Consider the following 12920-nt stretch of genomic DNA (forward strand, 5'->3'; position numbering starts at 1 on the left):
CCGTCGCCTCTGCTCCGGAGACGGTGACCGACCCCGTGACTGTTGTGTAGCCGGAAGTTTCGTAGACCGCGCCGATCTCAACGTTGAGGCTGCCTGCGATGTCGGCGGTCGTCGCCCAGAGCTTCGAGCCTGAGCCGGTCACCAGGACGTTGCCCGAGGCGCCGCTGCCGGAGACGGTCTTGAGACTGCCGCCGTTCGCGGAACCTCCGCTCCAGCCGAAGGTGGAGCCGCTGGAGACGGTGAGGTCGCCGAGCTGCGAGGCGCCGGATGCGTAGTAGTTCGAACCGGACGCGAGGCTCACCGAGCCTGTGACGGTGACGCCGCTCTCACCGGTGCTCACAAGGCTGCCGCTCGAGAGATTGAGAGACGAAAGGGTTGTCGTGCCGGCGACCGTGAGCGAGCCCGAGGTGACGGAAGTCGAGCCGCCCGAGAGCGTGCCTTTCACAGTGACCGTTCCGCTGCTCACTGTGATGTCGTTCGTGACGGTGAGGTCTCCGGCCGTGGTGAACCTGGAGCTCGAGAGGACGGAGAGAGCGTCCGCGGAGGTCGAGCCGTTCGCAGTGTAGACGGAACTGTTCGAGAGGCTGATCGCCTTCGTGACGGACACCGTTCCCGAGCCGATGCTTGTGAAGCTGCCCGACACAAGCGTTATGGACTCGAGCGTCTTCGTTCCGCTCACCGTGAGAGAGCCCGAGGTGACCGAGGCGGAGGCGGCCGTGAGCATGCCGCCCACCGTCGCCTCTGCTCCGGAGACGGTGACCGACCCCGTGACTGTTGTGTAGCCGGAGGTTTCGTAGACCGCGCCGTTCTCAACGCTGAGGCTGCCCGCGATGTCGGCGGTCGTCGCCCACAGCTTCGAGCCCGAGTCACTGACGGTGACGCTGCCCGAGGCACCGCTGCCGGAGACGGTCGTGAGACTGCCGCTGGAAGCGGAACTGTCGCTCCAGCCGAAGGTCGAGCCGCCCGAGACGGTGAGGTCGCCGAGCTGCGAATCGCCGGCTGCGTAGTAATTCGAACCCGACTCAAGGGTCACCGAGCCTGTGACGGTGACGCCGCTCTCACCGGTGCTCACAAGGCTGCCGCTCGAGAGCTTGAGAGACGAAAGGTTCGTCGTGCCGGAGACCGAGAGCGAGCCCGAGGTTACGGAGGTTTCGCCGCCCGAAAGATCCGCAAGCGCCTGGACTGAGCCGCCGCTCACCGTGATGCCGTTCGCGATGGTGAGATTCCCGGAGGAAGTGAATTGTGACGACTCAACGGAGAGAGAGCCTCCGCTTGTCGCTCCGCTCGCCGAATAGTTCGAGCCGTTCTTAAGGCTGATCGCGCCGGTGACCGTCACGGTTCCGGAGCCGGTGCTCGTGAAGTCGCCGTCCGCAAGCTCGATGGAGGCGAGCGTATTCGTTCCGCTCACCGTGAGCGAACCCGAGGTGACCGAGGCGGAGGCGGCCGTGAGCATGCCGCCCACCGTCGCCTCTGCTCCGGAGACGGTGACCGACCCCGTGACTGTTGTGTAGCCGGAGGTTTCGTAGACCGCGCCGTTCTCAACGCTGAGGCTGCCGGCGATTTCGGCGGTCGTCGCCCACAGCTTCGAGCCCGAGTCACTTACGGTGACGCTGCCCGAGGCACCGCTGTCGGAGACAGTCTTGAGGGTGCCGCCGGTCGCGGAACCTCCGCTCCAGCCGAAGGTGGAGCCGCCCGAGACGGAGAGGTCGCCGAACTGCGAGGAGGAGGATGTCCAGTACACCGAACTCGAGCTGAAGACGCCGCTCCCCGAGACCGTGACCGTTCCAGAGGTCGTGAACGTGCCCGAGGTGAGGGCGAGGGACGCGAGGTTCGTCGTTGTCCCGCTCACTGTGAGCGTGCCCGCGGTGACGGAAGTCGCGCCGCCCGAGAGCGCGCCGCCCACCGTCGCCTCTGCCCCGGAGACGGTGACTGAACCCGAGACCTTCGTGTAGTCGGAGGTTTCGTAGACCGCACCGTTCTGAATGGTGAGGTCACCGGCGATGTCGGCGGTCGTCGCCCATAGCTTCGAGCCCGAGTCACTGACGGTGACGCTGCCCGAGGCACCGCTGCCGGAGACGGTCGTGAGACTGCCGCTGGAAGCGGAACTGTCGCTCCAGCCGAAGGTCGAGCCGCCCGAGACGGTGAGGTCGCCGAGCTGCGAATCGCCGGCTGCGTAGTAATTCGAACCCGACTCAAGGGTCACCGAGCCTGTGACGGTGACGCCGCTCTCACCGGTGCTCACAAGGCTGCCGCTCGAGAGATTGAGAGACGAAAGGGTTGTCGTGCCGGCGACCGTGAGCGAACCTGAGGTGACGGAGGCCGCGCCGCCCGAGAGCGCGCCGCCCACCGTCGCTTTTGCTCCGGAGACGGTGACCGAGCCCTTGACCGTTGTGTCGCTCGAGGTTTCGTAGACGGCATTGTTCTGAACGGTGAGGTTCCCGGCGATCTCGGCGGTCGTCGCCCAGAGCTTCGAGCCCGAGTCACTTACGGTGACGCTGCCCGAGGCGCCGCTGCCGGAGACGGTCAGACTGCCGCTGGAAGCGGAACTGCCGCTCCAGCCGAAGGTTGAGCCGCTGGAGACGGTGAGGTCACCGAACTGCGAGGCCCCGGATGCGTAGTAGTTCGAGCCCGAGCTGAAGACGCCGCTCCCCGAGACCGTGACCGTTCCGGAGGTCGTGAACGTGCCCGAGGTGAGGACGAGCGAATCGAGCGTGGCTCCGGAGCCGTTCACCACGAGCCAGCCGGAGTTGACGGAGGTTTCGCCGCCCGAGAGCGCGCCGCCCACCGTCGCCTCTGCCCCGGAGACGGTGACCGAGCCCTTGACCGTTGTGTCGCTCGAGGTTTCGTAGACGGCATTGTTCTGAACGGTGAGGTTCCCGGCGATCTCGGCGGTCGTCGCCCAGAGCTTCGAGCCCGAGTCAGTCACCCGAACGCTGCCCGAGGCGCCGCTGCCGGAGACGGTTTTGAGACTGCCGCCGACCGTTGAATCACCGCTCCAGCCGAAAGTGGAGCCGCTCGAGACGGTGAGGTCGCCGAACTGCGAGGCACCGGATGCGTAGTATTTAGAGCCCGAGCTGAAGACGCCGCTCCCCGAGACCGTGACCGTTCCGGAGGTCGTGAACGTGCCCGAGGTGAGGACGAGCGAATCGAGCGTGGCTCCGGAGCCGTTCACCACGAGCCAGCCGGAGTTGACGGAGGTTTCGCCGCCCGAGAGCGCGCCGCCCACCGTCGCCTCTGCCCCGGAGACGGTGACCGAGCCCTTGACCGTTGTGTCGCTCGAGGTTTCGTAGACGGCATTGTTCTGAACGGTGAGGTTCCCGGCGATCTCGGCGGTCGTCGCCCAGAGCTTCGAGCCCGAGTCACTTACGGTGACGCTGCCCGAGGCGCCGCTGCCGGAGACGGTTCTGAGACTGCCGCTGACATTTGAATCGCCGCTCCAGCCGAAGGTCGAGCCGCCGGAGACGGTGAGGTCGCCGAGCTCAGAGGCACCGGATGCGTAGTAGTTCGAACCGGACGCAAGGGTCACCGAGCCGGTGACGGTGACGCCGCTCGCCCCGTTGCTCGTCAGGCTGCTGCTCGAGAGACTGAGAGACGAAAGGGTCGTCGTGCCGGAGACCGAGAGCGAGCCCGAGGTGACGGAGGCCGCGCCGCCCGAGAGGTTCGCGAGCGTCTGGACCGTTCCGCCGCTCACCGTGATGTCGTTCGTGACGGTGAGGTTCCCGCTTGAGATGAAGATCGAACTCGAGAGAACGGAGAGCGAGCCCGCGGAAGTCGTGCCGCTCGTCATGTAGACCGAGCTGTCCGAGAGTTTGATCGAGTCAGTGACCGTGACCGCTCCCGAGCCCGAGAACGTGCTTCCGGACGAGAGCTCGAGAGATGAAAGGGTCGTCGTGCCGGAGACCGAGAGCGAGCCCGCGGTGACGGAAGTCGCACCGCCCGAGAGGTTCGAGAGCGCCTGGACTGAGCCGTCGCCGCTCACCGTGATGCCGTTTGTGACGGTGAGATCCCCGGTGGAGGTGAATTCAGAGCGGGAATCGACGGAGAGAGAGCCTCCGCTTGTCGTGCCGCCCGCCGAGTAGACCGAGCCGCCCGAGAGTTTGATCGCTCCGGAGACCGTCACGGTTCCGGAGGAGTACGAGGCAGTGAACGTGCCCGACGACTCGAGGGAGAGCGAATCGAGCGTGGCTCCCGAGCCGTTCACCACGAGCCAGCCGGAGCTGACGGAGGTCTCGCCGCCCGAGAGCGCGCCGCCCACCGTCGCTGAGGCACCGGAGACGGTGACCGAGCCCGTGACCGTTGTGTCGCCCGAGGTTCCGTAGACGGCGCCGTTCTGAACGGTGAGGCTTCCGGCGATGCTGGCGCTGTCTGCCTTGAGCGACGAACCCGAGTCACTGACCGAGACGCTGCCGGAGTGACTCACCGTTTTGCCTCCAAGGTCATACGTGGCCGACGCGGTGACAAGCGCGCCGCCAATCGTCGCCGATCCTCCGCCGCTGACGACCACGTCATTGGCAGTGGTGCCGCCCGAGGTCGTGAACGCGCCCGAGTTCTGAACGGTGAGCGTTCCCGAGATGCCGGCCGTCGTCGCCCAGAGCTTCGAGCCCGAGTCACTGACCGTGACGTCGCCTGAGTAACGATGGTACTGGCCTACTACCACCGAGTAGTAAGTCGGTGTTGTGACGAGCGCGCCGCCGGTGCTGTTTCCTGATGCGTCATAGCCGAAGGTGGACCCCCCGCTGACGACGAGCTCTCCGAAGCTTGAGGTTCCGGACGCCCAGTACGTGGAGCCGCTGTTGAAGCTGCCGGAGTACTTGACGGTGACGTTCCCCGAGGCACCGCTGAAAGCGGACCCGCTCAGGGTGAGCGAGTCGAGCGTCGCTCCCCCGGAGCCGTTCACCGTGAGGGTGCCCGAGGTGACGGTTGTCGCGCCGCCCGAGAGCGATCCGCCTACAGAGGCGTCGCTGTTCTCAATGCGGATATAGCCGCCGACGCTGGTGTCGCCGGAGGTGATGAAGGTGGAGTGCGAGTCCGCGGCTCCGTACATCTGGAGGTTCCCGCCGAGACTGACCGACTCGGCATAGAACTTCGAGCCGCTGGTGTCGGCCGGCTGAGAGGTTTCCGTGCTCGTGTTCGTCCAGCCCGAGCTGCCCACCGTCACGCTGCCCGAGATGGCGACTGCTCCGCCTGTGCCGCTTCCTGATGCGTCATAGCCGAAGGAGGAGCCGCCGCTCAGCACGATGGAACTGGTGCTGCTGTCGCTGGAGGATGTCGTCCCCTTGACAAGCACCGAGGCGCCGCTCGCGACGGTCAGGGTCTGTCCGATCACAAGGTTTTGCTCGGCCGTGAAGCTCGTCCCGGAGTCCTTCACCGTGAGGAAGATCCAGGTGCCCGAGGCCGCGGTCGAGGTGAAGCTCGACCCGCCCTGAACGATGCCCGTGTAGACGGACGCGTCGCCCGAGAGGCTGTGTGACGGGCCCGAGGAGGCGCCGCTCTCGCCGAGCGTGTAGTTGATGGTGCTCAGATCCCCGCTTGTCGTGACCGACACGTCGCCCGAGACGACGACCTGCCCAAGCGCTCCGCTGCTCGAGTAGTTGCCGGACGCGTTCTTCGTCACCGTGCCGAGGCTCCCGGTCGTGACCTCTGACGTCGTGGTGCCGCTCCCGGTGATGGTGAGCGTGGGGGTCGCAGTGGTCGAGATGTCGGTGCTCGTGGAACTGCTGGTCACGTTCCCGATCTTGCCCGTTCCGACGACCGTGAGCGAGGCGCCGCTCGCGAGCTCCGCGTCGGCGACGGCCGTTCCGCCGCTCTGCGCGATGAAGAGCCCGTTCTCGTTGGCCTGGTTGAGGGTGAGGGACGTCGACTCGCCGATCTTGAGCGTCGTCTCATCGCTCGCAAGCTCCGCCGTGCCCCAGGTGCCGTATTTGCTGTCAGTTCCGAGCTGGGTTGTGGTGACGGTGCCGGAGACGTTCGTCATGATCTTCCCCGACGCATCGGTTCTGTTTTCGCCCGCGGCGACCCACGTCGGGTAGTCGAGCGTGATGTACAGCGAGGAAAGAAGATCTGAAAGGTTGTCGCCGGCGTCAGTGGTCACGGTGACCTCTGAACCTGTGGCCGCGATCGAGCTGATGTTCGAAAGTGTTGAATACTGGGTGTCCGAGACACGCGAGCCGCTGATGCCCGAGAGCCCGGTCACGGAGACCGTTCCGCTTCCCGTGACGGCGCCCGAGGCGACGCTTGAGCCCGAGCTCGTGAGGCTCGAGGCATAGAGGGCGAGGATTCCGCCCGAGAGGGTCACCGTGCCGGCGGCGAGCGTGACGGCGCCGCCCGAGCTCACCGTGAGGGTCGCCGTGTCCGCGATCGAGACCGCCCCGGAGGCGGCGTCAGTGGTGGTGAGCGATGTCACCGACCCTGAGGCGCCCGACAGAACGGTGAGCGATCCATTGCCGGAGATAATGAGCGAGGACTGGACCGAGGACGAGTCGCTCATCGAGAGCGTCCCGGTGAGCGTGATGGTTCCGGCGGAGGCGACGAGGGCGCCGTCGTCCTGGAGCGTCACCGTTCCGGCGACGGTGCTGTTGCCAGAACCTGTTGCGGTGAGCTTGGAGCCCGAGCCGACCGCAACCGAGGCGGCGCTCCCGACGGAGAAGCCGGAGGCCGAGATCGACGAGCCGCTGTAGATGCTGACACCGGCCTGATAGTCGGAACTCGCGTAGGCGTTGCCCGTGGGCGTCGAGTCGATCGCGAGGGTTCCGCTGACGGCGATGGAGCTTCCGCTCTCAAGCGTCACGGCGGCGCCCGATCCGCTCACGGTCATGCCGCCGCTCACGTTGATGACCGAGCCTTCATTCAGGTAGATGATGCCGTAGGTCAGATCCGTGCCGCCGACGGCGAGGTTTCCGCTCACGTTGAGCGTCGAGGCTTTGCCCGAGTCCTGCAGCTCCGGATAGGTCTCTTCGGAGATGCCGCCCGAGCTGCCCGCGAGGGTGAGGTTCCCGCCGATCGTCGTCGTTCCGGAGAAGTAGCCGATGCCGGAGCTGATCGTGAGCCCCTCGGTGGTGTTCGTCAGTGTGACGGATGACTTTTCCGCAAGAGCGTCCCCCGTGCCCGCCGCCGTCAGCAGCACGGCCGCCGCGGCCGCGGTCACGGTCTTCGTGCCCTTTGCCTGCACGGACGATGTGAGTTCGTTCACGGCCATCAGCGCGCGGCGTGTCTTCGAGTAAATGACCTTGAATGTTCTGTTCATGGCGGAGGCCTCTTTTGTCAAGTGAGGGAAGTCTTGACGGGCGGCGGGTCACGGTCTGCGGCCTGCGCGCCTGCTGGGGATCGTTCGGTTCAGGGGGGACGCTCAGTTTTCGCTGTCCGAACAACCCCACCCTAAAAGTACGCCGCCGGGCCGTTGATGTCAAAACGTCCCCCGGGGAGCGCGACTTCCGCCGGCCGCCTGAGGTTCGCCGTAAACAGAACGGGCGTCCTCATTTTCGTCAGGACGCCCGCGCCGGGAGTGTTGTGTCAGAGTCGCAGAAGGATAAGATCGCCCGTGCGGAGGCCGGGGCGGCGCGCCCGCTATACTTTTCCGCGTCCCGCGGCGGCCGGCCCCTCCGTCCGCCTCACCCCCACGGAGACGCGAGAATGACCCGGAAAATTCAGACGGCGCTTCTGAGCAAGAACCCGCAGATCTTCATGATGTGCTGCGACCTGAGGAACTTCTCCGAGGTCGCGAAGGCCCTCGGCATGACCCAGTCCGCCGTCTCGAAGGCGATCCTCGCGATGGAGGCCGAGGTGGGCTTCGAGCTCTTCGACCGCAGCCGCCGGCCGCTCGTGCTCACGCCCGAGGCGAAGGTGCTCCACACGTACCTGCGCGAGGTCACCGGCGAGTTCTCGAAGATCCTCTCCGAGGTGAGAAGCAACAACTCGATCCGCCCCGTGCTGAGGCTCGGCATCCTCGAGTCGCTCTCGACCACCGTCGGGGTCGAGATCGTCCGGCGCCTCTCCCCCACGCTCTCCCAGATCCTCCTCATCACGGCGAGCGCGAACGTGCTCATGCAGCGCCTGATCGAGCGAAAGCTCGACGTCATCATCTCGAACGACATCTCGATGGAGTCGCAGCAGATCTACCGCACGAAGCTCATGGAGGAGCCGAGCATCCTCGTCCTCCCGCGGGCGCTCGCGGCGACGAAGCCCGTCTGGACCTGGGAGGACCTGAGGTTCTGCGGGCTGCCCCTCATCAGCTACTGGAACGAGAGCGGCGCGGGGAAACTGAACGACCTCTTCCTCCGCTCGAACGGATTCAACTTCCCCGAGCACCTCGTCGTCGACACCAACTCCCTGATGCTGAAGCTCGTCGCCGAAGGGATGGGATGGGCCTTCACACGCCCCACGTCCATCCTGCAGAACATCACGATGCTCCCCGAGCTCGGCGTCGTGGAGATGCAGAAGCCCGTGCTCACGCGCGAGGTCTTCATCATGGGCCGCAGAGGGGAGTTCATCAGCGAGGCGGAGGTGATCCGCGACATCAGCTCGGACTTCATCCGCAGCTGCACCATCCCCGAGATCGAGAAGTTCGCGCCCTGGGTCGCGGGGAAGTTCCGCGTCCTCGACCGCTGAGGGCCCGGGCGGGAAGACCGGGCAAAGAAAACGGGCGCCCCGGTTTTCATCAGGACGCCCGCGGTGACTGTCAGTCAGAACGTGCGGCGGATCAGAGCGCCTTCAGACGCTGGATCTGCTCGCCCGGGTCGACGACGATCGATTTGAGACCGCGCTTCGCGATCGCGTCGGCGCCCTTCCCGGTGCAGACGATGTTGGCCTTCTTCCCGACCACCTCGCCGTTCTCGAGGATCGGCGAGCCCGCGACATAGGCCGCGACCGGCACCTGGCGGGCGAAGTCGTAGACCGTGATGTCGGCGTCGGCCCCGACGGAGAGATGCCCCTTGTTGTAGAGACGGAGCATGCGGGCCGGGTTGAGCGAGGTCTTCTGCACGAACTCGGGGAGCGTGAGCACGTCGAGCTTCACGAGCGAGAGGCCGAGCTCGAGGATCACGTTGCGCGGGATGCAGCCGCCGTCGGTGGAGATGGCGTCGACCACGAACTCGCCCGTCTTTCGCTTCGCCTGCGCGAGGTTGATGCGCGGGATCGGCGGGTTGACGTTGAAGCTGCCGCCCACGTCGGAGTTCGCGGCCTCCCAGAGCTTCAGCGCCTCCTCGCCCGTGCAGAGGTCGGAGTAGCCGCCCGCGTCGTAGACCACGAACGCCTTCTTGGCGAGGATGCAGGCACGGACGCCCTCGCGGTCCTCGGAGAAGCCGAAGCGGCGGAGGCAGTTGCCCGTCACCTTCGACTGGATCGTGCCGTCCGGGCTGCAGGTGAGGCGCGTGCCGTTCTTGGGCGAGATGTAGCTCTCGCACATGATGTTCGGGTTCTTCTCGAGCAGATCAATCGCGATGCGGCACTCGTCGATCTCGTTGTGAATCGCGCCGCGGCAGTAGGCGTTGATGTGCGCGAGGTGCAAGGGCCGCCCGCGGGCCATCTCGACGGCTTCCTGCATGCCCTCGATGTTGGAGCCGTGCTTCGTCGTGCCGGCGTGCCAGGCGACGTAGGCGCGGCGCTCGAGCGCGGTCTCGACGAGGGTTGAGGACACCTCGGGGTCGAGGGGATAGTGGCCGCCCAGGAGCTTCACGCCGAGCGCGCCGTCCTCGAGGGACTTGTCGATCAAGGCGATCATCTCGTCCTTGGACGGGGTGGAGTTTTTGAACGTGAAGGGCGGGGAGGCGAACTGAAGGATCGCGACGTTGAGGCCCGCGCCGTACTCGTCGACGTTGTCGAGGATGTCCTCCATGGGACCGGCCATGTCGAGGCAGGTCGTCACGCCCTTGAGCGCCAGCATGCGGTGACCGTAGTACGAGCCCCACATGCTGCCGAGGTGCACGTGGCTGTCGATGATGCCGGGCTGCAGCACGAGGCCGGTGTAGTCGCGCTCGGCCTTCGCGGGGCCGGCGATCTCCTTCTCGACCTTGGCAATCTTCCCGTCCTCGATCGCCACGTCGGCGACGGTGTTGACGCCGTTCAGCGGATCGACGACCTGGGCGTTCCTGAGAATCAGATCATACATTTTCAGATGTCTCCTTTTATCGGGGTATCAGTAGGTTCGGAAGCAGCGCAGGACCTCCCCCGTGGGGTCGTCCGCGTCTGCGAATTTCTGGAGTGCGAGCTGCGCGAGGATGCGCGCCTTCTGCGGATTGAGCGTGCCGGCGGGGATGAAGCCCGCCTGCTGCCAGCGCTCAAGGCCCTCAAGCACCCGGCCCGCGCCCGTGCGGCTCGTGCGGATGACGACGATGCCGCGCGCCCGGGCCTCAAGAATGGCCTTCTCGGCCGGGGCGGAGACAGTGGCGTGTCCGGTGCCGACATAGATGATGCCTTTCGCGCCGGCGGCGACGGCGGAGCGGATCATCAGTCCGTCATCGCCGCCGTAGGCATAGCTCACGTCCACGCGGGGCATGTCCGCGGCGGCCGGAAGGTCCGCGAGACTGAACTCCGTGCCGACGGTGTGCGGACGGATGCTCCGCATGAAGAACTCCGCCCGGCCGCCCAGTACGAAGCCGAGCGGCCCGAAGTCCCGGCTGGCGAACGTGTCGACGTCGGTCGTGATGGTCTTCGTCACGTCGCGGGCGCTGAAGACGCGGCCGTTCATGACGACCATGACCCCGGCGCCGCGGGCCTCGTCCGAGGCCGCGACCGTCACCGCGTCGAGGAGATTCACGGGGCCGTCCGCGGACACGGCGGTCGAGGGGCGCATCGCGCCCGTGAGCACGACGGGGATGTCGGTCTTGAGGAGCAGATTGAGCGCGAAGCCCGTCTCCTCCATCGTGTCCGTGCCGTGCGTGATGACGACGCCGTCGACGGCGCCCGTGCGGCACTCCGCCTCGATCGTGCGGGCGAGCGCGAGCCAGACCGTCCAGTTCATGTCGCTCGACGGGATGTTGGCGACGGGGACGAGGCGGATCCGGGCGATTTCGCCGATCCCGGGGACCGCCGCGAGCACGTCCTCGACGCGGACGCCCTCGATCGAGTAGCCCGTCATCTGGGTCGCCGAGCCGCCGGAACTGACGATGGTTCCGCCGGTCGTGAGCATCAGGATCGTTTTCATGGCAGTGCGGCCTCCGGGGTGGGTCATCCTTGAGGTTAACGCATGAAGATGGCGAGCAGGAAGCACGCGACGAGCATCGGGACCGCGGTGCGCTTCGCGACGTCAAAGGGGTTCACCTGCGCGATGCCCGCGACGAGAATCGTGATGCCCGCGATCGGGGAGGCCGTGCGGCCGGCGGCGCCCGCGAGGAAGGCGAGCGAGCCGAGCTTGTGGATCTCCATGCCGAACTCCTGCGCGTGCGGCGTGACGGCGCCGTTGAAGGCGAGCGCGCCCGCGTCGCCGCTGCCCATCACCACCGAGAGGATGAAGGGACCGAAGCTGCCGCCCCACTGGGCGATCTCGTTCGACTGCACCATGATGCTGATCAGGCCGTCGACGAGGCCGGAGACCTTGAGGCCGGCGGCGAGCACGCCCGCGGCGATGATGATGCCCATGATCGAGCCGTAGCTGTCGCCCATGCCCTTGAAGAACTGGTTGGAGTACTTCTGCAGGTCGGGGAGGCACACGAGCACGCAGAGGATCGTGCCGATCAGCATCGCCTGGGCGACGCCCATCTTGACGCTCGGGATCCAGAAGGTGAAGACGAGGAGCAGCACGATCGGCACGACCGGGATGATCGCGCGGATGGCGCTCGGCTTGAAGGGCTTCTCGTCCTTGCCGGCCGCGCCGGTGACGGCGCTCGCGTCGCCCTTGTGGTCGCCGAGCACGAAGGTGACGATCGCGAGACCGACGGCGCCCACGATGCCGATCATGGCCGAGTAGACGGCGTGGTAGCTGATGAGGTCAACGATCGTCATGCCGGCCATCTCGGAGACGTAGGCGTTGTGCGAGAGGCCGGGGCTGAGAAGCGAGCCGGTCGTGCCCATCAGCACGGCGGCGGCCGCCGCGACGGGCTTGATGCCCGCGCGGATCATGAGCGGGATGAAGGTCGTGCCCACGACCGCGCCCACACCCACGGCCGACGGAATGGCGATGTTGATGAGGAAGGTGATGATCGCCGTGATCGGCACGAGGAGCAGCCCGATGTTGCGGATCGGGCGAGAGAGGTAGTAGACGAGCGAGCGGTCGCACTCGGTGTAGGTGATGCAGTACGCGAAGCCCGTGGCCGCGCAGATCGCCATGATGAGCGAGGCGTTGGTCATGGTCTTGGCGAAGGCATTGAGGCCCGCCATCGGGTCAAGCGAGATGCAGCAGAGGATGAAGCCCGCGCCGAAGAGCACGAGCCTCGTCTCCCAGCGCTTGACGAGCAGGTAGATCATGCCGATGACAACAAGTATTGCAATCCAGCCGGTTACAGGCATAGCGTTTCTCCATTGGTTTTGTTTCGCTGCCCGGAATTGTCGGAGGGGGAGGTTTTTATCGGGGTTTGGGATCAGGGGCCGGGCAGGGTCCGAGGGGGACGCTTCAGAAAGTAACAGCAGCCCCGGGGACCGGACAAAGGAAAGAACATTTCGTCATTGACATCATTCCGAAAATTCATGATTCGAATCCGAACGGAGCGGCCGGCTGGCGGAAGAGTCATTGGATCTGGCACGCCGTCTGCTTGAAAAACTATATTTTTCCATTGGTTCCGCTGTGCAAATGAGTTTCAGGAATGCTATAGGTAATTACCTATAATGAACGATCGGCAGGTTAGGGACCGTAAACAGGCCGTCGGAACAACTGCTGCGGACAAATGAAATAGGGGATTTTCAGTATTCCGGGGTGATAAAACAGCCTGATGCTGCGCAGCACGGCGAACGCAAACTACATCGATTTCTCTCTTTCTTGAGACACCTTAGAC

The 12920-nt window shown here is 65.7% G+C and carries 5 protein-coding genes; 1 reads left to right on the forward strand and 4 read right to left on the reverse strand.

All coding sequences use genetic code 11. The features are described 5' to 3' along the window. Positions 1-7243 (reverse strand): ESPR-type extended signal peptide-containing protein (locus Q4F91_RS10255; protein WP_303337390.1); only part of this gene is annotated, 7243 nt, incomplete at its 3' end. 386 nt (positions 7244-7629) lie between these two features. Between Q4F91_RS10255 and Q4F91_RS10260 the strand changes: the two genes are divergently transcribed. Then, the gene (locus tag Q4F91_RS10260) at positions 7630-8604 is read left to right on the forward strand and encodes a LysR family transcriptional regulator (RefSeq protein ID WP_303337392.1); all 975 of its coding nucleotides are present in this window, start codon (positions 7630-7632) and stop codon (positions 8602-8604) included. 91 nt (positions 8605-8695) lie between these two features. Here Q4F91_RS10260 and Q4F91_RS10265 read toward each other — a convergent pair whose 3' ends face one another. The 3 genes from Q4F91_RS10265 to dcuC are packed head-to-tail and all read right to left on the reverse strand — an operon-like array spanning position 8696 to position 12438. Beyond that, a complete protein-coding gene (locus Q4F91_RS10265; RefSeq protein ID WP_303337393.1) occupies positions 8696-10102 on the reverse strand; it encodes an amidohydrolase family protein in 1407 nt (468 codons plus the stop codon). Positions 10103-10129: 27 nt separating this feature from the next. Continuing rightward, positions 10130-11137 carry an asparaginase gene (locus Q4F91_RS10270; RefSeq protein WP_303337395.1) on the reverse strand — a complete coding sequence of 336 codons (1008 nt, stop codon included), beginning with the start codon at positions 11135-11137 and terminating at the stop codon, positions 10130-10132. A gap of 35 nt (positions 11138-11172) precedes the next feature. After that, a complete protein-coding gene (gene dcuC / locus Q4F91_RS10275) occupies positions 11173-12438 on the reverse strand; it encodes a C4-dicarboxylate transporter DcuC (RefSeq protein ID WP_303337397.1) in 1266 nt (421 codons plus the stop codon). Positions 12439-12920: the final 482 nt, after the last annotated feature.

Origin of the sequence: Sutterella sp. (genome assembly GCF_030539355.1) — a bacterium.
Taxonomy (GTDB): domain Bacteria; phylum Pseudomonadota; class Gammaproteobacteria; order Burkholderiales; family Burkholderiaceae_F; genus Sutterella.

Bases quoted from the DNA above. Each gene is read 5' to 3' on its own strand.
- Q4F91_RS10260 (WP_303337392.1), top strand. From the start codon at position 7,630: ATGACCCGGAAAATTCAGACGGCGCTTCTGAGCAAGAACCCGCAGATC.
- Q4F91_RS10265 (WP_303337393.1), bottom strand. From the start codon at position 10,102: ATGTATGATCTGATTCTCAGGAACGCCCAGGTCGTCGATCCGCTGAAC.
- Q4F91_RS10270 (WP_303337395.1), bottom strand. From the start codon at position 11,137: ATGAAAACGATCCTGATGCTCACGACCGGCGGAACCATCGTCAGTTCC.
- dcuC (WP_303337397.1), bottom strand. From the start codon at position 12,438: ATGCCTGTAACCGGCTGGATTGCAATACTTGTTGTCATCGGCATGATC.